Below are 22,578 nucleotides of genomic sequence, written 5' to 3'. Positions count from 1 at the left end.
AGCGAAAACTCCGCACCGGGATCGCGTCGACCAGTGCGGAGCCTCGGCGCGCTCAAAGGGACTCGAACCCCCAACCTTCTGATCCCAAGTCAGATGCTCTATCCATTGACGCGTATCGCGCCCGCCGCTTGTCTTCACTAATCGCCGCGTAGGCCTGCGTGCACATTCTCTGCGCGTAGGCCTACTTTTCCGTATCGTCAATGACCCTTTTACCCCTATTAGACCTAATGACGGCAATGCTGTCATAAACCCCAATGCCGCTATTGACGGTATTCCCACATCGAAAGAGACAATATGATCATCTCGATATGCAATCAGAAGGGTGGCGTCGGTAAAACAGCCATCGCCACCGAACTTGCCCGCCATCTGACCTTGAACGGCCGCGCCGTGTTGCTTGTGGACATGGACCCCCAAGCCAGTGCCACATCGATTCTTGGTGTTGAGCGTGACGATCAAATGCCAACTGTCTATGACCTTTTGACGCCTGAACCACCCAGCCGGCAAACAATCCTCAAGACGGCGCTTTCTGCAAGCAGTGCTTGGGGATCGATTGCCTGCCTAACAGCGGAACGGGCATTGGCAGACGCCGAGTCTGATTCAACGATCGGACGCGAGATGCGATTGCGGCGCATTCTCACGGAAGTCGAAGACGACTACGACGACATTGTCATCGACTGCCCACCAGCGCTTGGTGCGCTGACTGCCAACGCACTAGTGGCTGCGAAACAAGTGCTTTTAGTCACCGAGCCGCGGGTCGAGTCCGCACAAGCGCTTGCGCAGGCCCTCCAAACGATCGCCAACGTCAAAGCGTTCTACAACCCGGACCTTTTGCCTGTCGGCATTCTCATTAACCGGGTCAGAAAAGGGCGCAAAGACCAAGCCCAGTGGGTCGGTCAGCTTCGCAAAATCTACCGGGACCTTGTCCTCGACGTCGAGATCCCCGAACGAGAAGCCCTCGCCAGAGGAGCCTCCGACAGTCTCCCCGTCGACCGGATCCCAGGGACAAGCGAACTTGTTGACCTCTTCGGCGTTCTGGCCCAAACATTGCTAGGAGGGCGAGGATGACCCGCTCTCTCAACGTTCCGGCGAACCTAGTCGGCGCTGCGATGTCTAAGCGGCGGAGCGCCGATCCGATCATCGCCGCTGACAATCAACCCGCACGACAGCCCTCTCGCCCTAAGAGAGGAAAAATCGCGGTCTACATGGACATCGATCAAATCGCGCGTGTCAGAGGTGCCTACGCCGCTCTTCCCGCCGCACAGCGCCCCCCGTCGCTGTCCCAATGGATTGCCGCCCTCGTTCTTGCAGAAACATCTGCAATTGAAAAGACTACGAACGTCGAGCCCCTTGGGCGTGGGCATCTGAGGAAGGGCGCTCCGTTCAAAACCTAAGATCGACACTTCCCAACTATCAATGAATGGGGGCAATGACGTCATTGCCCCCATTCACGTTGACGAGACTAAGGATTTGAATGGAATACGAATCACTTCTGGAACTTTGGATCGCAACCATGCGAGGAAGAGGGTTGTCCGAGAGAACAATCGCCGATCGGCGACGGATTCTCACCTCTTTCGCTCGAGCACTCGACATCGATCCTGCATCGGCCACGGAAGACAACGTCATCGTCTGGCTTTCACGCAACATCGCCCAAACAAGTCGCGAGCATTACTGGTCTACCCTGCGAGTCTGGTTTACCTGGCTTGAAGAACGAGAACTGCTCGACACCAACCCAACAGCAAAAATCGGAAGGCCCCGCACACCTTCGGGGCTCCCCAAACCCGCTTCCCGAGAACACATCAGACGAGTGCTCAAATCTGGCATTTGGAGGACAACGCGCACCAAAATCATTCTCGCAGTCTATGCAGGAATGCGCGTATCGGAGATAGCTGCTTTCCGCGGTGAATGCCTCGACCAAACGAGCGAGAAGATCCGAATCCTAGGCAAAGGAGGACGCGACGACATCCTCCCCGCGCACAGAGAAATCCTCGCTGAAAGTATCCACTACCCATCAACTGGATATTGGTTTCCCTCACCCAGCAACATTGACGGGCACGTGACCGGCAATTCCGTCAGCGCCGTCATATCCCGCGCGTTCGATCGCCTCGGTTTAGACGTGACCGCACACCAACTTCGACACTACTTCGCCACATCACTCCTGGAACAAGGAGTCGATAGCCGCATCGTTCAAACCCTCATGCGCCACTCATCCCTCGCAACGACGGGACGCTATCTAAAAGTCCTAGAACGACAACAAAGATCCGCTCTAGACTCCCTCGCAATCATTATGTAAAAAACGAACTGCCGGCGCGAGGCGTCAAATCAGCATTTCTGCGATAATCCATAGCTCTGGCGGGTAGACTAGACCATGGCTTCTTCAAGCTGGACCGAACCTTTCACATTCATTCCCAGTGCCAAGGTTTCGAGTTCAGGAAGGAGGTGGGGACGATGAGGAAGAAACGATCCTCATCGGGCGAGGAAAAAGCCCAGACACTGCGCACCATTCTCAAGATAGCGCAGCTCCAGGCTTTTGCCCTTGCCACCGCCACATTGGCGGTGCTTATCGCACTGCTTAAGTGACGGCCCACAGGTGGCTACTCGCGCCATTTGTCCGAGTAGCCACCTCCATTATCCACCTTCTTGCCCAAACGGACAAGGACAGGGGAGGAAACCGTGTTACGTCGTCGCGTTACTTCGACTTCTTCTTCCTCGATTCCGCAACGGTCGTATTCGGGTGAGCGTCGGCATGTCTCTTGGTGATAAACTCTCCGGTTACCGCCGAGCGATTCCGCTTGCCGTTACCCCCTTTTTTACCGGGGCTAGAGGTTGCCTGCTTAGGCGACATTGAGTCACCTCCTTTCAACTTGTCGTTTCGATGACGTGACAATGCTAAACGTAAACACAACATGTTGTGTCTGCAACACGCCGCACCTACAACATGTCGTGTTTATGCTTGTTGTTGAGTTTCGCAATTCTCAATTGAAACGGTCCAACCGTACAAGGGCACTCGTGCGGGCCGGAGTCTATCGAATCGGGCGTCTCCGATGAAGCCGATCGGATAGACTTGCCGATAAGGAAAGGATGTCTTATGCGAGAACAACTCAAGGTTGGAGCGGCCAAGATCGCGGCCGCTGTCCGGTGGGTTTTCCACATGCTTGGCCGGGGCGTGCGCGCCTATGGGCGGCTGTTGTGGAAGACGGTCAAGCTCGCCGTTGTTGTCGGGCTTGTGCTTGCGACGTTCGGGATGATTAACCAGCTGTCGATTGGAAACGTCGTCGGCGACAGCCGGAGGCGCTGAGAAGGCCGGCGGCCCGTCCCGTGCGGGTGTGCGCGACGTTCTTCGCGCACACCCGCTTTTCTTTGCTTTCCACCGTCATTGCCTGTAAGATGGAAAGCGAACGCCTTGAAAGAGGCGCTTACCTTTCATTGGCTAACTAGACAGCCAGTTAATTACATTCGCACTAAAGGCACGAATCGATTCTTCGGCGAAAAGCCAAAGGATGATGTGTCCGTTGCTTTTGATGGCGGTCCACATTCTGGCAAATGTGGACCGCCCTTTTTCGTCGGCGTTCGCCATATTTCTCCTTTCCATGAGTATTGTTTTATGTTCGGTTATCGAACATACGTCTAAGTGTAGCACAATGACATTCGAGGTCATGGTTTTTCGTTGTACAAGTCGTTTCCTTTTATATAGCCGTGATGGTATCAGGGTCGATTCCTCTCGCGTCGGCTGCAATATGAGTGAGGGCGTTGGTTCGTGCTGCGATGGACGAGGAGTGGTCACGTGCACGGCCTGGGTGCGTTCGGGTGTCCACATTCCAGGTGACCGTCTGTCAAGAAAGGAGACCTGGTCATGAATATTGAGGAACTCTACGAGCGGTTGGCGTCGGGGCCTCGGGAGGAGGCGCTGACGTTAGGGGTCAAGGGCCACGACGAGCGGGCCAATCGCGCTCGGGCCGAGCTTGCCGACGCGTTGCTGGCCGAGAAGGACAGGAACTATTGGTTCCGCACGAGGGTGTTTGCCCTCGAGAATGTCGCTGCGGCCAGAGGCGACTTGCAAATGGTCGTCAACGACCCGTCCCGCCGGTGGGATCTTCTGATGGAGATCGAGCAGGACATGTTCCCTGCCGCGCCGGTCGAGCCCACCACCCCTTCCCTCGAAGCGGAGGCCGAGTTCAAACGCTTAAAAGCGGCAGTCGTCGCCGACGCGCCGTGGCCGAAGTGGGCGCGGCAGGGGCTCGACACCTTGAAGGAACGACTTGAACCGTTGCTTCCCAACAGCGAGCTCACGCCTGAATACGTCGACGCGGCCGACAAGGTCGCGTTAGTCACCCGGGAAGGCGACGGGCTGATCGCCACGTTCGACCCTGTTTGGATGGCCGTCCAGTTTTACGGTTACAAGGTCGCAGGGAGGGAAAACCAAGTTTTTCTACAATCTTTAGACGAGGCCGTCAAGGAATTCCAAGACGAATGGCGGAAAGTCGACGGCAACCTTACCGTCTACACGCTCGACCACTGCCCGGCGTGTCAGATGACGCGGCGGCAGTTCGACAAAGCAGGGCTCACCTATATGGTTGTCGATTTGGCCGATGCCGAGCCCGAGCGCGCCGAGTTCGTCGAGCAGGGAATCCGTCAGGCTCCGGTGGTCGAGGTCGCCGGGCAAGAGCCCTATGGAGGGTTCAACCCGGCGAGGATCAAGGACATCATTGCGACGTTCCCGCCGATCGACGAGGCGGGACCGACGGCCGGGCGTGCGGGCGGCGGTCACCGCCCGAGGGCCGCACAGCACGACCAGGTTCAGGCGCGGGGGAGGGGCAGGTGAGCAAGCGGACTGTGGGCGCGGCGGCGTTGGCGGTCGCCGCGCTGCCTATGGGGATCTTGTTGTTCTCCGGTGGCGGCGCCGACGGGAAAAAGCCTCCCGTCCAGGAGATCAGCCAAGGCACCCCGGCGAACGTCCCTCCCCAGTATCTGGAGGCGGTCAAACGGGCGGGCTCGATCTGCCCGGAAATCACCCCGTCGATCATTGCCGCGCAGATCGACGCCGAATCGGGATGGAACCCGAAAGCCCGCTCGTCGGCCGGCGCACAGGGCATCGCTCAGTTCATCCCGTCGACGTGGAAAACGGCGGGAATGGACGGGGACGGGGACGGCAAAGCCGACATCTCCAACCCTGCCGACGCGATATGGTCGCAGGGCAATCTCATGTGTTCGAACGTCGCCGCCGTCGCCGGGCTGGCCAAGGGCGGGGGCGGGTCTTCGCCGGTGGTCCGCAAGGCTATGGCCAAGGTCGGCCAGAAAGGCTACAAGGGCAAGTGCGAGCAGTTCGTCCGTGAGGCCTTCGGATTTCCCGGCAGGTATGAGTCGGCGAACGCCGCCTGGCAGGCCGCCGGCGACAAACATCCCGGGGACACGAATCCGCCGGCGGGCGTGCCCGTGTTTTGGGACCTCATCGGGGGCGACAACGCCTCGTTCGATCATATTGCCCTGTCGATCGGGGGCGGAAAAGTCGTCTCGACCTCGGTCGGCCCCGGAGGCGCCGTCGGAGTCATCGCCATCAACGAATACACCGGCCTCGGAGCGAAATACCGAGGATGGGCCAGAATCTACCACGGACAGAACGTCCTGGCCCACGCCTCCCAGCAAACCGGCAAACAAAACGGGGACGTCGTCGATCTGGCCCTGGCGGGCTACAACGCCGGCACCGGCGCGGTCCAAAAATACAAGGGGATACCCCCGTACCCCGAAACCCGCAAGTACGTCGAGAAAATCAAGCGACTGGCATCGACGACGTACGCGCCGACGACGACAGACACGCAGGAGGCCGGATCGGGGTCGCCTGCCCCGGCCCAGTGGGCCCTCGCACATGCCGGCACGCCCTACCGCAGGCCAGGATGCAAGACAGGCTCATGCTACGACTGCTGCACCCTCGTGCAGGCAGCGTTCAAGAACACGCTCGGGATCGATCTGCCGATGTCGGTTCCCGGCGCTGCGGCGGCGGACCGCAAATGCGAGAACGCCATGCTTGTGCGCGCGAAAGAGTACGGCGGGGCCTACGTGCCCGCCACACTCGAGTCTCTCAAGCCCGGCGACATTGTGTTTTTCCAAGCCAAGAACACGCCAGCAAGCGTCGACAAGGTCACGCACGTGGCCATCTACACCGGCAACGGCAAAATCGTCGACGCCATCCCAGGAGGCGGGGTCGGCGAACGGCCCCTGTCCTATTACGCTAAAACCGACGCGCTGCTTCCACAGGCCGTGCGGGTGACGAAAGGATGACCATGAAGTCGAGAACGGCTGCGGCGGCGATCGCCGCCGCTGTGCTGGCGGGCGCCTGCTCAACGTCCGAGAAAGCCACGCCCGCCCCCCAAGACGAGGTTCCCTCGCCGACCTCGCCGGCGGTCTCCCGGTGCCGCACACCCACAGGAGTCGACTCCTCGGACGCCGACGCGGTCGCCGACGCCGCCGCAGCTGTGATGGCCTGCCACGACACGCGCTCGGACGCCTCCCCGCTGGACGCGATCCGGCGCGCACGTCGATGGCTGGCGCCAACGCTCGTGCCCGACCCCGGCGCCCAGACCCGCACCGACAACGCATGGGCCGAATGGGCCAAAGCCAAAGCCTGGACCCCCGCGACAGTCGAGCGCATCGACCTACAGCAGGCCCCCGACTACGCCTCAGGCGCCGTCTCCCTCGCCCGACAAACAAACGCCACACCCACCGGCCCCGACGGTCGCCGCCGCATCGGACCCGACGTCAAAACACAATGGATCCTCACACTCGAAAAACGCGGATCCGCATGGACGGTCACGTCAATCGAACAAAACTAGGCAGCAATAGCGTGGGCCCCCTCCCAAACTGGGAGGGGGCCCACGCTATTGCTGCCGCGTTTACTTGTTGCGCGGATTATCGCATGCAGGCGCGGGCGGCTGTTTTCAGGCGTCTCCACACATTGTCTTTTTCTCTTTTTCCGTAACTGGTTTCCGGCGGCCAGATGGGGCCGATGGCGTCGCCTGTCCATCGCGGGACGAGGTGGACATGCAGGTGGCCGACGGTCTGTGTGGCAACGTGGCCGTTGGACTGGATCACGTTCAGGCCCTCGGGCGCGAGGGCCTGTTTGATGGCTGAAGCGAGGTTGACGCTCGCTTCGCCGAGGCGTGCGGCGAGCTCGCCGGGCAGGCTCCAGATGTCCGGCACGTGCCGTCTCGGAATTAAAAGTGTATGCCCCAAAGTGGCCGGCTCGGTGGGGAAGAACGCAACCGTGTGTTCATCCCGCCAGACCTCGCGCACGTTTTGGTCCTTGTGGTCGACGATTGCGCAGAACGGGCAGGAAGGGTCGATGTTGATGTTTTTCATTTTGTTTTCCTTTCGGTGACAGTCTGCTACGTGTCAGCAGGAGTTCGGCCCGTGCCGGGGGAACAATCCGTCCACGGGCATTGTGGTTCGGGTGTGGTGGTGTGTTCTGCAGGGGTCTTTCCGCCACCCCGGCGGCGGAAAGGCCATTCCATTCCACGCCTCGGGGGCGGCGCGCCCCCGAGGCGTTTTATTCGCGGGGTTCGTCAGCTGCCGGCGCGCGGTCGGCTTTGGGCTGGGTGCGGGTGGCGGGTCGTCGGCGTCGTGTGGGTTTGTCGGGCGGTGTGACGCCTGCTGCGGTGAGTTCTTTTGTGGTCCAGCCTGCGGCGAGGGCGTTTTTGTAGGCGTGGGCGAACGCGGCGCGGGCGGCGTCGAGGGCGATGGCGGCGTCGGCAAGCGTGTCGAGTGTGTCGCGCCGTTTGGACAGGGTTGCGGACAGCGCGTCGACGATGTGGGCGCGGTCAAGGTCGCGGTCGGAATTCATGGTGTTTCTCCTTTTTGGTCGGCGGGTGTGCCGCGGGTTTGGGCACGCTGTGAATGTGGCGGGTGCCGTGCACGGGCACGTTCTGCGTGTACGTCGTGCGTTTCGGGGTGTGCGTGTCCCTGTTTGTCTTCGCGGCTCCACATCCGGCGGCCGGATGTGGAGCAAGCTAGTGATTTGTATATACAAATCAGGCTTGTTTCGGCTATACTGGCCGAAAAGGGGGTCCCGCAGAGTATCTGCGGGTCGCTGCGCTGGCGAAGGAGAGGGGTGGCCTGTGGCGCACCGTGAGGAGGAAACGGGGCGGCGGTCTGTGCGCAAGTCTGCGACGGCCGCGCCGGGGGATTCGCGGCGGTTGTTCAGTTTGAGGTTGAAGGCCTCGGAGTATGAGCGGCTGCGGTTTTTGGCGCGGTCGAAGGGCGTGTCGATGGCGCGTTATTTGACAGCGCAGGGCCTTACGCCGCCTGTCGAGCAGGTCAATCCGGAGCAGCTGCGCGAGCTGCTGGGCTTGCTTCGGGTGTTGTGCCGTCAGTTCCAAGGCGAGGCGACGAACATCAACCAGATCGCGCACTGGGCGAACGCCAGCCGGCGCTTTCCGGCTGAGGCTGAGCAGGTCGCGCGCGAGTTGCGTCGGCAGGTCGATGCGCTGTGCGAGGTGCGCGCAAAGGTCAGTGATTTGTTGTGATGCCGAACATCACCCGCGGCGGGAACGCGCGCGGGCTCATGGTCTATCTTCTCGGGCCCGGCCGGGCCAACGAGCACACCGACCAGCACATTCTTGCGGGCACCGAGGACATCGCCGGCCCCGACTTTTTCGGAGGCCGGACGCTGACGCATGACGAGGCGCTGCGCGCCGGGCGGCGACTTGATTTGGACCGGCTCGAGCACGGCACCGAAGTCATTTCGACGCGCACTCGGTGGGACTACGAGGCGCAGGAGATGGCCTCGGCCGGGCGGGGCCCGGCGCACGTGTGGCATTGCTCGTTGACGCTGCATCCGGACGAGGGCGCGCTGTCGGACAAGACATGGGCGAAGATCGCCGAAGACTTCGTCGACGAGATGGGATTCACCGCCTCGTCTGGCAAAGCGGCCTGCCGGTGGGTCGCCGTCCGCCACGGGGTCAACGCCGGCGGCGGCGACCACATCCACATCGCCGTCAACCTTGTCCGCGAAGACGGAACGAAGGCCTCGGTGTGGCGAGACTGGCCGCGCGCCCAGGCGGCCTGCAACACGCTCGAACACCGCTACGGCCTGGCCGTGGTCGAGTCACGCGAACACCAGCGCGGCTCGCGCGGAGACAGCCCGGCCGAGCAGGCCGCCGCCCGCCGGGACGGACAGGCGCTGACCGACCGGGCACGCCTGGAGATCGCGCTGCGCGCGGCCGCGTCGGGGGCGCGCACCGAGTCCGAATTCCTTCTCGCGTTGCGCGGGGCCGGGGTGCTGGTCCGGCCGCGTTATGCGAAAGGCACGCGCGAGCACGTCGACGGCTTCTCGGTGGCGGTGCGCCCGCCGGAGGGGGCCCGGCCGACCTGGATCGGCGCCTACTACGTCGCCCGCGATCTGAGCCTGCGCCGCCTGCGCACCGGATGGGCCGACGTCTCCGGCGAGCGGCGCAAGGCCCTGGCCCTGTGGGCCCCGCAGCACCACCGTCGGCAGGACAGGCCGTGGGTCTCACGCGAGGAATGGGCCGGGCGGCAGAAAGAGATGTGGAAGGCCATGGCGGCGGCTGTGGACGAGTCTCTGGCCCGCCTCGACGCGGTCCCGGTCGGCGACGACGAGTCCCTGGCGGCCTGCGCCCGGGACGCCGCCGGGGTCTTTGCTTCCCTGTCCGCCCGCTACGACGGGTGCCACCCGCATTCGTTCGCGCTGGCCGGCGCGGCACGGTCCATCGGCCGCCTCGCCCAACGCAAACCCCCGCCGGTCAGGCGCACCCGGCCGCCGTCCCAGGCCAGGGCGGCATTCGCCCAGGCCGCGCTGGGCCCGTCGCCTCTGACCTCCGACAGGTCCGAGCACGTCTGGCAGGCCGCGGCGCGTTTGGTGGGTGCCTTGGCAGAGACTCTTCGTCTGCACGGGCAGATCGTCACCGCCCGCCGTGTGCGCGCCGACGCCGAGCGGGCCCTGGCCGTCCTCCAGCCGCGGCCTGTGGCTCAGCGGCTCGTCGAGGTCACGTTCCCGTCCCCGCCTGACGTGCCCCCGCCTCCCTGCGCGGAAAGCGCCGAGAGGCAATCGCCTGCGTCGCGAACGGGGAGGTCCGGGGCGGAGTTGGCCCAATCGCTCCTAGCGGCGTCCTTTGGCCCCATGCCCGGAACTTCGGAGCCGCTGACGGCGGCCACGCGCGACGAAGCCGAATCCCGGCCTCGCCGGCGACGGCGAAAGCGCATTGATCCGGGAAAGGACCACGGGCGCAATCGATAGACCCTAGTAGCGGTCATAAGCCCATACTTTTAGGATTGCCGCTAACAGTCCTGTCTGCGTAGAGGCATGCGTCTGCGTCGCGTTTTGACGGCTGATCATTCTGGCTTCGATTCTTCGGCAATTTCGCGTTCTTCGTCGACGACGATCGATTGCACAAGGGCGGCGATCGCCTGCACGTGGGCGTTGAGTTTGTCTCTGCCATATGGGGTTAGTCCTGCTGTGTGCATGACGATGTTGCGCAGGTAACGCACGAGATCTTTCTGGGCCTCCAGAGGGCTGCGTCCGTTGGGCGGTTCGTGTCCTTTTTCAACGGTTTTGAGGAGTTCGGCGACGCCCAGGTACCACAGGTCTTCTTCATGTGAACGACAAGGTTCGGCCAACCCAGATCTTTCGAGATCCCTCTCTGCATTTTCGCGGAAGTTATCTGCAGTCTTTCTGTCGCTATTGGAGGGTTTCATATGATATTGCTGGGCTGTAAGGCGCATGAGGTTTTCGAGAGTGTAGAGGCGTCCGTAGTCGTCGAGAACGTCCTTAAGTCCGTCTGTGGCCTCTGTGAGCAGTCGATCGAAGACGTCTTGTGGCTTTTTCAGGTTCGCGTCGGGGAACAGCTCGTCCACTTCCTCGTCGACGAGTTTCTGGGCCGCCCGCTTTTTCCTGCTCATACGTTTGTTCTCATCATCACCGTCTTCGCGATCCATGAGGCGCCACCTGTCCCATTCGTCGAAGATTTGCTTATTCAGCGTGTCTGCGAGGTAGTCAAGCAATTGGGCGAAGGCCTTGTTGTCTTCCATGACGGCTTCGCGGCTTGAAGTGAAAGGATCCTTCGTCGATGAGTCGAGCTCGTCGTAATGAATCTGACCGTAAACGTACTGTGCTGGCACCCGAGCGCTGGGGCGTTCGGAGAGGATGTCTCGTTGCCGCAAGCGGCCGTTGACGAACAGATCGATGCCGATCTTCTGTTTGGCCCCCATGATGATGCGGTCACGCGGCTTTCGGACGGTTGCCAGAAATCCCTTCACTCCCTTGGGCGGATTGAACGTCGTCTTTCGGTCGTCGGGCACCTTGAGCAGCTTGAGGAAGGGATCGTCGAAATCCTCCCCGAGCTTCCACAAGTACTGGGTCTTTTCCGCCAGATCTTTGGCGTCGCCGATTGTAATCTCGTCTCCGTTGTAGTGGATAGAGAAATCTGAATCAATGAGGGTGAATCGAAAGTAGAGCGCGAGGCTTTTTCTCAGCGTTTCATCGGTCGAGTTGGGCATCCGCACCTTGTCGAACACCAGAGCAGTCCCTTGTTTTTGACCGTTGAGGAGTTTGAGAGTCTCACTGCTGGGCGCGGCAAGGCGGACTTCTTGGGTGACCTTGTCTTCATCGATCGCCTTGTCAATCTCACGGTTGTCGATGACGCATCCATCAGGCGAGCTCGTCTGGGGCCGGGAGACGACCGTGACCGTGTCGGCGCACGAAAGAAGGGCAAGCTTGCCGATGCCCTTGGCTCCAATGAAGGGCCTGCGGCGCCGAGACGTCTCGGTGGCGCCGTCTTTGCGTTTGGAGTAGCCGATCTTGAGAAACTTGTTCTGGAGATCGTCACGGCTCATGCCGGTGCCGTCGTCCCGGATGGTCATGACTCCCCGAGTGCGATCAATATCGATCCAGACATTGGTCGCGTCGGCGTCCCAGGCGTTGGAGACTGCTTCGCCGATGACCGTGATGAAGTTGCGGTAGAGCTGGCGCCCCAGATGGTTCAAAACAGTCAGAGAAAACTCAAAAGTTAACGGGCTGGACATCGTTGTGATTCCCATTTCTATCTAGGAAGAGGTGAGTGCGTTCTCAGTCTAGCCAGCTCTGTGGGTCGCCGCATCCATGATCGCCCGGCCGACCAGTGCCCCTAAGGTTGGGGGCACGGCGTTGCCGATCATCCTGCCCAGGATCGCGAAATAGGCGGGCTCGCCAGGGGGAAGGAACTGGTAATTCTCGGGGAATCCCTGCAACAGGGCGGCTTCGCGCGGGGTGATCGTGCGCATCTGCTCGGGATGCCCGAAACGGCCCGAGCCGTAATTGTGGAACTGGGTCGTGATCGTCGGGGACGGCGCGTCCCATTCCATGACCCCGTAAAACGACTGAAAACTCGACCCGCTCGCCCGCCGGTGGCACGGGGCGCGCAGCTCGTCGGGCCAGTCCCTCCACGACCCGCCCGGACGGGACGCCGCCCGCCGCTTCAGGTTGATCTCGGTCAGCCCCCGCGCGCAGTGCAGGGGATCGTTCGGATCGGCCTGCCCGGCAGCCACGGCCGGCAGACCCCCGATCGCCTCGCGCACTGTGGCCACTGTACCGGCCGGCGCCGTCCGATCCGGGATCGAGACGAACCCGTCCAGCGAGGCGGTCAGCACCAGACGCCGACGCGTCTGAGGCAGGCCGTGGTCGGTTCCCCGCACAACCTTGTAGTCGATGAAATACCCCGTCTTGGCCAGCTCTCCGAGGAACCTGTTGAACACGGGGGAGGACTTGAGCGGGGCGACGTTTTCCATCGTCACGAAGTCCGGGCGCGACTCATTGACCAGGCGAGCGAACTCCAACAACAAGTCCCATGACTCGTGTGATTTCGAATCGGCCCCTCGCCTCTGAGAGGAAAACGGCTGACACGGTGCGCACCCGGCCAGCAAACGCCGCCCATCCCGCCCCTCCCACAGCCGAACAATGTCTTCACCGGTGATCTCGCGGACCGACTCGCGGACGAAACGCGCCCCGATGTTGTGCTCGTAAGGCCACTGACAGGCCGGATCGACGTCAATCCCGGCGACGACGTCAACGCCCGCCTGCTTCAACCCACACGACAAACCGCCAGCCCCGCAGAACAAATCGACCGCCACAACACCATTAGCCATAAAGCCAAGCATATGCGACTTTCCAACCGACGTCGAGCACCTGTGGAAGCAACGATTACGGCAGGCTCGGTGTCAGACGCCGGCGAGGGTGGGCGGGGGCGGGGCGACGGGGAGGGTCATGTCTGTCTCGGGCTTGGGCCGGTGCCGTTCGGGGTCGCAGCCTTTGAAGGGTCCGTCGGGGTCGAGAAGTTCGCGCATCATGGGGTCGGCCACTTCCGTGAACCATGCGGCGATGCCTAGGGCGGCGTCGTCTTGGCGCATGTGTTCCCATGCCCGCCACATTCCTTCGATGCGCACGACGGCTTCGGGGTGGTCCCACCAGTGTGGGCACCACACGTGGCGGGTTCCGAGCCTGCGCGAATAGATGACCGAGAGGTAGTCTTCGACCCATGCCGAGGCGCAGGGGTAGAGGGTCGCGGTCATCGGGCTTTGCCTGCTTTCTTGTCGGCGGCGCGGTTTTTTGTTGTGGACCGTCCACGTTTGTTCGTCTTGCGCGCCCGGGCGCGCCCGGCGGGGGCGGGGAAGGAGACTTCGCGGGCTTCGATCCCGGCGTCGGCCTCGGGGTCGCCTGTTTGGGCGCGGGCGGCCCGTGCGCGGGCCGCTGTCAGGGTGTCTTCGGCCCGGGAGCGGGCTGTTCTGGCCGTTTCCGCCTCGGATTGGGCTGTTGGGTCTCCGTCTGCCACGCGGGTGTCGGCCTCGTCTTGGCGGGCGACGGCGGCGTCCCGGTCGGCTCGGGCGCGGGCGAGGACCTCGTCGGCCTGGCCTTGGGCATCGGGGCCGGCCTGGGAGGCGGAGGCTTCTCGCAGGCGTGCGATGAGCTTCTCGCGCGTCTGTCCGGGAAGGCTGGTGTTGGTTTGTAGCGAGGAGATGACCTCTTCAGAGTCGAGGTCGGCCTGACGGAGGGCGATCTGTTCGCGCAGTGCCTCGGGCGGGTCGGGTTTCTCCCCGTCGACGAGCGTCATCTTGTCGGCGTCGGCGATCTCCTCGTCCGGGGCCGCCAGGGCGTCGCGCCAATCCGGCTCGGTTATATCGATGTCCCATCGCTCTTTGATTTCCCGGCGGGCCCGTGTCTGGACGGCCTCGGCCATCGGGTCGGCTTCGGCGAACCGCTCGGCGACGCCGAGCATGTGCACGGCGTCTTCCAACTCGGCTTCTTTCCACCAGCGGTCGCGCAGGCCTTCGGACAGGTACGGGCGGGCCGTCGACACCGCTGTTTGCATCCGGTATTGCTCGCTGCGCGCAGCTTCCTGCTCGCTTGCAAGGACGCGCTGGTCGCGCCATCGTTTGGCCTCGGCCACCTGTTGGACCAAACGCACGGCGTGCGCGATCTTCTGACCGACGTCGTCGAAGATATCGTCGTTGACCGACATTGTGTTTCTCCTTCACTCGTGGGGGTCTATTTGCTGTAGACGGCGATCGACTCTTCGACCGCCGCCCGTTGGTCCGTGGCGAACCACGGAATGATTTCGATCAGGACGGGTCTTGATTGGGTGGCGATGAGCCACGCCCGCCCCTTGGGCAGCGAGGCGAGCTCGTCGACCGAGGCGATCGGGCGTTCTTGGCCTTCGGCGGTCACCGACGTCGACCTGGCGCCGTGCGAGATCGAGGTTGAGACTTGGTCGGGGCGTTGGACGCCGATGAGCTTCGAGATGCGCTCAAGCTGGTCGGTTTCTTTGACTCCTCCGGCGTAGACGGTTGTGTTGGAGGCCGAGAAGAGTTTGGACATGCCGGTCTCTCCCCACACGTCGATGCCTTGGGACCAGGATTGGAGGATCGTCTGCGGGCAGATTCCGCGGGAGCCCAAATGCGAATACAGCTTGGGAAGCTCTTGCCAGGGGCAGACGTTGGCGGCCTCGTCAAGGACGACCATCATCGGGACAGCGAGGCGCCCGCCGTTGGCTTCGGCGCAGTACTCGGCGGCCAGGCAGGTCACGGCCGGCAGCGCCGAGACGAGAGGGGTGGCCTCGGTCGAATCGGCCGAGAGGGAATACAGGGTTTGCCGGGATTGGACGAAGACGGCCGGGTCGAATGCTTGTCGTGTTTTGCCGGGCGTCCACCACGCCTGTATTGCCGGGTCGGCCACCCATCCCAGCCCCATCCGGGCTGAGGCCCACACGCCTCCTTTTGTGTCCGCCGGCAGATCGAGCGCCCCTTGCAGTTCTGAGGCCGAGCTGGCCAGCCCGTGGGCGCGCAGGATGTCGACTGGGTCGACGTCGGTCTCTTTGGCCGCCCACCGGTGCACGTCGGCCATGGACTTGCCGTCTAATGCGGCGGCGGCTAAGAGGTGGGAGCGGACCATGTCGCCGCCGCCGTCCCAAAACGGGTGGTAGGACGAGGCCGCGGCTTTGCCGCCTGTGGCGCGGGCCGCGTCGCCGAAAATGCGCGAGAGCGTGCGCGCCCGGGCCACGATCGATCCGTTGAACCCGTCCGACGTCAGGTAGGTCAGCGGGTTCCAGTAGAATTCCGGCGGGCGTTTGGTGATTCCGCACGGGTCGAAGACCCAGGCGGGCTCGCCCGTGGCCCGTTCGCGCACCAGACGCGTCGCGTCGACCAGATCCCGTTTGTTCGAGGTGGCCAGCACCGCCCCGGGGCCCGACAAAACAAACGGGACAGCGAACCCGACTGTCTTGCCGGTCCGGGGCCCGGCGATGATCGTCCCGACGCTTTCCCAGTCCCCGTAGAGTTTTTCGCCTCCGGCCACGGCCCGCCCCAACGGGTATCCCGGATGCTTCGCCGGGTCCAGGCCGAAGGCTCGGGCTTTGTCGGCGACCGCGCGGGCGCGGACCGACAGGGAGGCTTTTTTGCCGCCTGTCAGGCGGGCTTTGGAGTCTCCTCTGGCTCGTCGGGCGCGTCGGCGGATCTGCCAGAGCGCTGCGGCGGCAAGGGGCAGGACGATTCCTGCCATCGCCGCCGCTGTGGCCGCCCACCCTCGAGCCGGCATCCGCGTCTGGCCCGAGGCGAGGTGGAGAATCAGCGCCGCCGGGTTCCAGGACGCCCCGTCGACGCCGGAGACGGCCAAGCCGACGTGGAAAGCGGCCGAGGCCGCGGCGCCGGCCGCGACGATCCCTGCCAGCGCGAAGGCGCCGGCCTGGTCTTTGCGCATGTCATTTCCACCTTTTGTTCGTGTCGTTGACCGACAGTTCGGAGTCGGTCAACGTGGCCTTGACCGGTATTCCCGGCCGGCCCCCTACTTTGATCAAGAATTTGCCCACCCCGGGAGGCTTGCTTTCTTTGCCGGCGGTCACGTCCCAGGCCGGAGGGTCTTGCCAGGAGGCGAGCATGTCCTGCTCGGCCTGGGACAAGGAGACCGCTTTGGTCAGTGACGACATTTCGGACATCGGCAGGCCGCCGGCGACCACCGCCCCGGCCCGCTCGACGAATCCGCGGGCTTTGGCCCTGTCTTCCTCGCTGGCCAAGGCCTCCAAATCCTTCATCGTATGGGTGACCATGACCTGTCCGGTGCCCGTCGTCCGGTTCAATCGCGTGATGGCGTCGAACCGATCGACCATCCCCGCTCCGGCGCGCAGGGCGCGCCAGATCTCGTCCATGACGATGAGGAAATGGCGCCGTGCGGCCAGTCCGGCGTCGGCCAGGGCGTTGGCCACGTTGATCTGCCCGAACCCGTAGGACCAACAGCACAGCAAGGCCGCGGCCTCGAGGGATTTGTCGTTCTCGTTGATCGAGGACACGTCGAAGACGACGGGGCGGTCGAGGTCCATCGGCACCGTCGTCTGGCCGGAGAAGACGTCGCCGAACCGTCCCGAGACTATCGACATCAACGTCGCCTCGAGGCTTTCGGTGATGTCCTGGTACCTGTCGAGGTCGCCGCGGTCGATCGCGACCTGCCGGACCGGCTCGGGCGCCTGGCGGATGACGTCGAGGACGTCGCCGATGACCGGCGTGCGGCTCACATTTGTGTCTAACACCAGAAGGCACCGGTCGAGGATGGCGTCTTCGCGGTCGCTTGGCGGGGCGTTGCGGGCCAGTTGGACAAGAGAGGACATCATGGTCAGGCGGCGGCCGTGGGCGTCTTCGACCAGCTCTTTGCGCAGGGCCCGCCCGATGCTTCTTTTGCCGATCACCCGTCCCACGTCCCCGGCGTCCAAGGGGTTGATCGTGCCCCGGCCGCGCCCGATCTCGATGACTTGCCCGCCCAAGGCGCGGACGAGGTCGACGTAGTCGGGTTTGAGGTCTCCGAGGATCATCGAATGCACGCCCCTGGCGGCCAGGCCCATGATCAAGTGCCGGACCGAGGAGGATTTGCCCAGCCCGGGCAGACCGAGGACGAACGCTGAAGGGTTGGCGATCAGCTGGGCCTCGGAAAACCACGAAAGCGGATCGAAACAGACCGTGTTGCCGGTCATCAGGTGCCGGCCGAACGGCACGCCCACCATCGGCGTGCCCACCCCGACCGAGAACGGCCACAGCCCGCACACCTGTTTCGAGGTTCCGCGCCATTCTTGGGGGATCGGCACGCCGAGCACGCCCCCGCCCCCGCGTTTGTCCCACCCGGTCACCGGCGAGGGGACCAGCCTGCGCAGACGATCGGACAGGCCCATCACAACGCCTCCCTGACTCGCTCGGACACACGTGAATGCAGCATCGGGACGACGCCTACCGGCAGGCCGACCGCGAACGCCGCGTCCTGGGCCCCGTAGGCGGGGCGGATCCTGATCCGCACCGAGGCGGCCAACGCCTCGACGGTGGCCTTGATGTCGGCAAGCTCGCTTGAGGACGTGCCCGTCGCGGTCACAACCATCCCGAAGTTTTCCAGCCCCGCCCCCTGGGCTTCCTCTCTGGAGGTGCGCACCGCCTGGGCGTAGGCGACCTTGGCCCGCTCGGTGGGCCGGCGCATGTTGCCCAGGCGCGCCGAGGCGTCGTTGACGTCTCGATCGACGATGTCGGCGGCCCGGGCGACGTCGATCGGCCGATACAACAAGGCCACGCGCTTGCGAGCCACACGCTGATTGGGCTCGAGCAGGCGCGTCAGCAGGTTGGACTGGACCTGGCCTGTCGGGGCGCCTGTCATCATCCACGTTATCGACACGCCCGAATCGTGGACATACCTGTCACGCAAGGCGTCGGCGCCGGCCGGGCCGGCCTCGGCCCACTCGACCCGCGCCGTCTGCCCGGCCAGCGCCGCTTCGTCGAACAGCGCCTGAGCGGCCGGATCGTAGGCCACGCGCACGATCCGGGCGATCTCTTCAGCCCCGACAGGGCGGACGGTCCCGGCCCCGGTCCCCGACAGCGCGCCGGTCAGCCCCGGAATGCGCGTGGCGACCTCCCGGCCGAACTCCTCCAAACTCCGGCGGGCCCCTCCGAGGCGGTAGACCGTCGCGGCGGTGAACGTCAACGTGATGTAGCAGGACACCGCCGCCGACCCGACCGGGTAGACCGCTTGAATCTCGTCCATCACCCGTTTGGCCAGCTCCGGGGCGCGGGCATCGATGTGAGAATGGATTTCTTGGCGCAGGCGCGTCCCCGAGTCGGGAATCGTCTCGACGACCACCGACGCGCCGACCAAGCCCGGCTCTCCGCTCAGCGCCGCCAGCCAATGCCCCCACCGGGCCACCTGCACATCGATTTGGTACTGGTCGACGAGCGCGTCCCCGTCCGGCTGGACGGCCAAGACCACCGCATAGGTCGAGACCGCCGGGTGGGCGATCACCGCGAACGGCCGGCCCCACGAATCGACGAACTCGGACACCCGGGTGGCCGACAGCACCCCGGGAAGCTGACAGGTTCCCGTGGGGACCACGCCGGCCGGACCCGACCTGTATACCGTCAGCCCCCGCCGTCTGGCTCTCCGAAACATCACTCTCTCTCCTATCCTGTGCAGACGGGTCAACCCGTGCCCGTCTTTGCGAATGAGGGAAAACAAAACCGCGCCAGAGACAACAGCGGTGACAAACGCCGGGACAAGCCCGCCGACCATGTTCGCGATCAACGTCGCCACCAGCGCCGCAAAGAGAACGAACGTCGCCGCCGCCGACAGTTTGCCCAAACCGGCCCTCGACGGCTGACGCCAATTCCCGTAAAAGACCGTCTCCGACTCTTCTGCCGCGCTCATGCCGTCTCTCCCGTCTGACTCTCGGCCAGCCCTTTGGCGCCGGAGGCGACCTGGCCGGCAGCCTGGAGGGCTGCCGTCGCCCCTGCCGTTGCCGCGGCTCCGCCGGCCGTCCCCGCCGCGCCGGCCGCCCCGGAGGCGGCTCCGCCGCCTGCCCCGGACGTCGAGCCCGCCGACTGACCGGACGCACCGCCCGGAACTCCTGCCGGCCCGGCCTGCCCGCCGCTTGAGCCTCCCCCTCCTCCGTCGGCGCCGGCCGGGCCCGCCCCGCCCGCCAGGCCGTTTCCTCCGTCGGCGCCGGCCGAACCTGCCGTCCCGGCCGCCCCGGAGGCGTTTCCGCCTGGAACAGAACGGGCGCCGGAGGCGACCACCATCGCCCCGGCCCCGCCCGCGGCGGCCGCCAGGCCCGCCCCGGACCCCGACGACAAGGCCCCGGCGGCCGGAATGATGAACTTGATGATCGCGCTCAACGCGAACACGGCCAGCAAAATGAAGATCAGCCCTTGCAAGAATCCTTGAAGGTTGGCCATCATGTCGGCCCGCATGTTCTCAAAATCGTCGGGGTGGTCCTCGATGCACGAGGAGTAGTCCTCTGGTTTGGGATCGTCAATATCGCAGACTTCTTTTATCTTTTCTTTGATCGTCTTGACGTTCACCCCGGAGGTATTCATCATCCGAATCCCGAAGGAGAAAATGATCGCCACCGCGGGCTTGTACGCCACAAAAGCGATAATCCAGCCCAGCGACTTGCGGAACCAGTTCTTTCCCCACTCCGTGTTGGTCGCCGAGGCCGACAAGGGAAAAACCCCGGCCATCAACAGGAGGAACACCCCGCGCACCATCAGCAGGCACACCTGGATCAGCCCGCCGATGATCGAGAGCAGGCCAAGGACGATGATCAAGAACGCCCCCAACACGCCGGTCTGGGACAAGAACAGCGTCATATTCGCCGCCAGCGTGGACATGCCCCCCGATTTTTCCAACAGCCACGACGCATACGCGTCGGCGGCGCTGGTGGCCAGGTCAATGGCCGTCACCCCGGCCGCTGCCACCAGCACCAACCTGGCCAACGACGCCCCCAGCTCCACGAGAGGCTGGCCCCGTTGCTGCCAGATCATCATCGCCGCCGCGATAAAGATCGACAACAACGCCAAAATCGCCGACACGTACTGCAAGCGCCCCTGCAACCACTCGACAGAGGCATTGCCTTTGACATCGACCGGATTGACCGCGACGATCGCTTTGGCCATGAAACTCAAAACCGATTCGGTCGCCGTCGCCACAGCAGAGGCGACCGAATCGACCACGGACTCTCCCACGGCCTTCACACCCTCGCCGAGCCAGCCCTTGGTCCAACACAACGGAGAAATCCCGCACTCACTGAACGACGGCATTCTTCTTCTCCTTTCTAGAATCCCCACGCAGTGAACCCGCTCCGGGCCAGCGAGGCCACAGGAGCCATTTCCCACCCGGCGTCCCGGTCCATCGGCGCGATCTTCCAATCGCGTCCGGTCCACACCGCCGTCAGCGTCCAGCCGACGACCACCCCGGGCCGGGCGGGAAACTCGATCGCCACCGTCACCCGAATCTCCCGGGCCTTCGACGTGGTGAGGACCTTGAACCCTTTGACCGCCGCCTGGCCCGTCGCCGGCTGAGCCCGTCGACGCGCGTCGGCGGCCATGACGTCCGTCTCCCGTCCCGGAACCTGGAGCGCGGACACCGCTTCAGGCAGACTCGACCCGCCCCGGGTCACCAGCGACGCGTAATTCACCGCCGCCAGAACGGCGCCTTTCGGAGCGAAGACGTACCCGACCGGAATGCCTTCGTCGGTGACACGGCACGGTCCGACGCCCTCCAACTCGGCGATCGCCGCCCCCGACGGCAGAGTCCGCCGATGCGCCGGGAAACTCGAATCGGGCTTGTCGAAGTCTTTCGTCACCTGCCCGCACACCGACGCATACGGCCCCCTCGAAGACGACGGCGACGGGCCAGGCAAGGCCTTCTCGGCGCTCTTGTCGTCGACGGCCGCCCACAGGGAGAGGACCAGCCCCACCACGACGATCACCGCCAAGGCCGCCGCCCCGAAGACCACTCGCGCGCTCCACTCGACAGCCCCGCCCGCAGCGTCCTCGCCCGAGGCCCGGTCTTTGCCCTGTCTCACACGATCACCCCCACGATTGCGCTGGCGGCCGAGACCAAAATCAGGCCGCCGAGAACGTAGGCGAGCTTCGACGTGGCGTTCGACCCCTCCCCGCGATCGTTGCGGAACATCATGTAACACGCCACCGCAAGGATTCCGACGATCCCCATGACGGTCACCGTCCAGGAAACCCAGCCCACGATCTTGAGAATCTTCTCCGCCCCCGGAGGAGCCGCCGGCTTGACGGGCGGGGCCTTCGTCACGATGGACCAGACGAAATTACTCAACATGCGCATTCCTTTCTCTCTCACGCACGCCATCAAGGCCGACGATTTCGTCGGCCACCCGCGCCACCGACGCGGGAAGCTTGCTCGGCCAGCGACCGGACTGACGCAGCCCTTCCACCCACGGCAAACGCCAACAGCGCGGGTAGGCGCCCGCAACCGCATCGGCCGCCTCGGCCAACGCCCGCGGCAAACGCCGACCCGGAGCATCGGCCACCAACACGACCCCCACAACCTCCACGCCACGCACGCGCCCGGAATAAAAACGCATCGCCGCATCCCGGGCGGCCTCCAGCCCGAGGGCATTCGTCCGCGCGCAGACCACCACCGCGTTCGCCCGCGACGCCGAGCACGGCCAGCGCCGCCCCGCATCGACGCACCCGGTCAACGCCGCCAACGTCGAGGCGCCCGCACCTCCATGGGCTGCCACCACGTGAATTCCGGGGCGCCACACCGCCGCGGCGACCCCGATCGTCCCCGGCCCCGCCGGCCGGATCCCCGGATCGCGCCCCCACACCGCCGGGGCAGGCGACCGCTCGACAAGCGGTTCGACCTCGACCGCCTCGTCACCGCTCACCCACGGATTGCCGCCCGCCCAGGACTTCGCCTCGGCGCCGGTCAGCTTGGCCATGGCCGTCTCCTTTCCATTCCCGTATCCGCCCCAACATGTGCCGCCCCGCACGCACATACCAAACAAAGCGCACACCCAGAAAAGGAGCACCGCTATGTCCTGGCCCGAAGCCGACATCACCATTGACGAGACAACCTTGACCATCCGCCTGGCCGGGCTGACCACAACCCAGCCCGCCCACACCCTCGACGCCGCCCGCCACGCCGCACGCGCCTACCTCGCCACATGGGCAAAACACTTCGACCGGCCTCTCGCCGCCCACGTCACCGACCCCGACGGCGCCTGGACCATCGCCGTCGGCCCCGACGGCGACACCCCCGACGCCGCCCCC

23 protein-coding genes and 1 pseudogene are annotated in these 22,578 nt (G+C 64.3%); 10 read left to right on the top strand and 14 right to left on the bottom strand.

The genetic code is table 11. From position 1 onward, the window contains the following. Positions 1-294: 294 nt before the first annotated feature. From ACO48X_RS05670 to ACO48X_RS05640, 7 genes are all read left to right on the top strand, one after another. Positions 295-1,065 carry a ParA family protein gene (locus ACO48X_RS05670; RefSeq protein ID WP_485001147.1) on the top strand — a complete coding sequence of 257 codons (771 nt, stop codon included), beginning with the start codon at positions 295-297 and terminating at the stop codon, positions 1,063-1,065. A gap of 406 nt (positions 1,066-1,471) precedes the next feature. Next, complete coding sequence (locus tag ACO48X_RS05665) at positions 1,472-2,290, top strand: tyrosine-type recombinase/integrase (protein ID WP_485001146.1); 819 nt, start codon at positions 1,472-1,474, stop codon at positions 2,288-2,290. Between the two features lie 155 nt (positions 2,291-2,445). Beyond that, positions 2,446-2,577: a hypothetical protein gene (locus tag ACO48X_RS05660; protein WP_485001145.1), complete on the top strand. Its 132-nt coding sequence runs from the start codon at positions 2,446-2,448 to the stop codon at positions 2,575-2,577. A 508-nt stretch (positions 2,578-3,085) separates the two neighbouring features. Next, positions 3,086-3,295 (top strand): hypothetical protein, encoded by a 210-nt coding sequence (locus ACO48X_RS05655; protein WP_485001144.1) that lies wholly within the window; start codon positions 3,086-3,088, stop codon positions 3,293-3,295. Between the two features lie 555 nt (positions 3,296-3,850). Next, a complete protein-coding gene (locus ACO48X_RS05650) occupies positions 3,851-4,819 on the top strand; it encodes a glutaredoxin family protein (protein ID WP_485001143.1) in 969 nt (322 codons plus the stop codon). Continuing rightward, the gene (locus tag ACO48X_RS05645; RefSeq protein WP_485001142.1) at positions 4,816-6,273 is read left to right on the top strand and encodes a C40 family peptidase; all 1,458 of its coding nucleotides are present in this window, start codon (positions 4,816-4,818) and stop codon (positions 6,271-6,273) included. The genes ACO48X_RS05650 and ACO48X_RS05645 overlap by 4 nt, the downstream gene beginning before the upstream one ends. 2 nt (positions 6,274-6,275) lie before the next feature. After that, complete coding sequence (locus ACO48X_RS05640) at positions 6,276-6,824, top strand: hypothetical protein (protein ID WP_485001141.1); 549 nt, start codon at positions 6,276-6,278, stop codon at positions 6,822-6,824. 76 nt (positions 6,825-6,900) lie between these two features. On the opposite strand, the gene ACO48X_RS05635 is transcribed toward ACO48X_RS05640, so the two are convergent. Both ACO48X_RS05635 and ACO48X_RS05630 read right to left on the bottom strand, forming a co-directional pair. Next, positions 6,901-7,350, bottom strand: a complete 450-nt coding sequence (locus ACO48X_RS05635) for an HIT family protein (RefSeq protein WP_485001140.1) — start codon at positions 7,348-7,350, stop codon at positions 6,901-6,903. Positions 7,351-7,537: 187 nt separating this feature from the next. Beyond that, on the bottom strand, positions 7,538-7,831 hold the full coding sequence (locus ACO48X_RS05630; RefSeq protein ID WP_485001139.1) for a hypothetical protein: 294 nt from the start codon (positions 7,829-7,831) through the stop codon (positions 7,538-7,540). 274 nt (positions 7,832-8,105) lie between these two features. Here ACO48X_RS05630 and mobC point away from each other — a divergent pair, with 274 nt between their 5' ends. Beyond that, a complete protein-coding gene (mobC, locus tag ACO48X_RS05625) occupies positions 8,106-8,513 on the top strand; it encodes a plasmid mobilization relaxosome protein MobC (RefSeq protein WP_485001138.1) in 408 nt (135 codons plus the stop codon). Next, on the top strand, positions 8,513-10,243 hold the full coding sequence (locus ACO48X_RS05620) for a relaxase/mobilization nuclease domain-containing protein (RefSeq protein WP_485001137.1): 1,731 nt from the start codon (positions 8,513-8,515) through the stop codon (positions 10,241-10,243). Before mobC ends, ACO48X_RS05620 begins: the two co-directional genes overlap by 1 nt. Before the next feature lie 95 nt (positions 10,244-10,338). On the opposite strand, the gene ACO48X_RS05615 is transcribed toward ACO48X_RS05620, so the two are convergent. The 12 genes and pseudogenes from ACO48X_RS05615 to ACO48X_RS05560 form a co-directional block, all read right to left on the bottom strand. Further along, the gene (locus ACO48X_RS05615; RefSeq protein ID WP_485001148.1) at positions 10,339-11,520 is read right to left on the bottom strand and encodes a hypothetical protein; all 1,182 of its coding nucleotides are present in this window, start codon (positions 11,518-11,520) and stop codon (positions 10,339-10,341) included. Between the two features lie 66 nt (positions 11,521-11,586). Beyond that, positions 11,587-12,027, bottom strand: a pseudogene (locus tag ACO48X_RS05610) (ATP-binding protein); the annotation flags it as partial. Between the two features lie 48 nt (positions 12,028-12,075). Beyond that, complete coding sequence (locus ACO48X_RS05605) at positions 12,076-13,125, bottom strand: DNA cytosine methyltransferase (protein ID WP_485001136.1); 1,050 nt, start codon at positions 13,123-13,125, stop codon at positions 12,076-12,078. 72 nt (positions 13,126-13,197) lie between these two features. Then, complete coding sequence (locus tag ACO48X_RS05600; RefSeq protein WP_485001135.1) at positions 13,198-13,548, bottom strand: DUF4913 domain-containing protein; 351 nt, start codon at positions 13,546-13,548, stop codon at positions 13,198-13,200. Further along, positions 13,545-14,495, bottom strand: a complete 951-nt coding sequence (locus ACO48X_RS05595) for a hypothetical protein (RefSeq protein WP_485001134.1) — start codon at positions 14,493-14,495, stop codon at positions 13,545-13,547. Before ACO48X_RS05595 ends, ACO48X_RS05600 begins: the two co-directional genes overlap by 4 nt. A gap of 26 nt (positions 14,496-14,521) precedes the next feature. Continuing rightward, positions 14,522-16,228 (bottom strand): type IV secretory system conjugative DNA transfer family protein, encoded by a 1,707-nt coding sequence (locus ACO48X_RS05590; RefSeq protein WP_485001133.1) that lies wholly within the window; start codon positions 16,226-16,228, stop codon positions 14,522-14,524. A 1-nt stretch (position 16,229) separates the two neighbouring features. Then, complete coding sequence (locus ACO48X_RS05585; RefSeq protein ID WP_485001132.1) at positions 16,230-17,684, bottom strand: ATP/GTP-binding protein; 1,455 nt, start codon at positions 17,682-17,684, stop codon at positions 16,230-16,232. Next, on the bottom strand, positions 17,684-19,195 hold the full coding sequence (locus ACO48X_RS05580; protein WP_485001131.1) for an SCO6880 family protein: 1,512 nt from the start codon (positions 19,193-19,195) through the stop codon (positions 17,684-17,686). Before ACO48X_RS05580 ends, ACO48X_RS05585 begins: the two co-directional genes overlap by 1 nt. Continuing rightward, the gene (locus tag ACO48X_RS05575; RefSeq protein ID WP_485001130.1) at positions 19,192-20,586 is read right to left on the bottom strand and encodes a hypothetical protein; all 1,395 of its coding nucleotides are present in this window, start codon (positions 20,584-20,586) and stop codon (positions 19,192-19,194) included. The genes ACO48X_RS05580 and ACO48X_RS05575 overlap by 4 nt, the downstream gene beginning before the upstream one ends. Positions 20,587-20,600: 14 nt before the next feature. Continuing rightward, a complete protein-coding gene (locus ACO48X_RS05570) occupies positions 20,601-21,353 on the bottom strand; it encodes a DUF8175 domain-containg protein (RefSeq protein WP_485001129.1) in 753 nt (250 codons plus the stop codon). After that, a complete protein-coding gene (locus tag ACO48X_RS05565) occupies positions 21,350-21,622 on the bottom strand; it encodes a hypothetical protein (protein WP_485001128.1) in 273 nt (90 codons plus the stop codon). The genes ACO48X_RS05570 and ACO48X_RS05565 overlap by 4 nt, the downstream gene beginning before the upstream one ends. Beyond that, positions 21,612-22,364 (bottom strand): DUF6668 family protein, encoded by a 753-nt coding sequence (locus tag ACO48X_RS05560; RefSeq protein WP_485001127.1) that lies wholly within the window; start codon positions 22,362-22,364, stop codon positions 21,612-21,614. The genes ACO48X_RS05565 and ACO48X_RS05560 overlap by 11 nt, the downstream gene beginning before the upstream one ends. Between ACO48X_RS05560 and ACO48X_RS05555 the strand changes: the two genes are divergently transcribed. Further along, positions 22,342-22,578: hypothetical protein (locus ACO48X_RS05555; protein WP_485001126.1), on the top strand; the 237-nt coding region annotated here is incomplete at its 3' end. The genes ACO48X_RS05560 and ACO48X_RS05555 overlap by 23 nt on opposite strands.

This window comes from Peptidiphaga sp., assembly GCF_057238965.1.
Note: the sequence above shows the minus strand (reverse complement) of the source record. Positions and strands in the feature narration are given on the sequence as shown.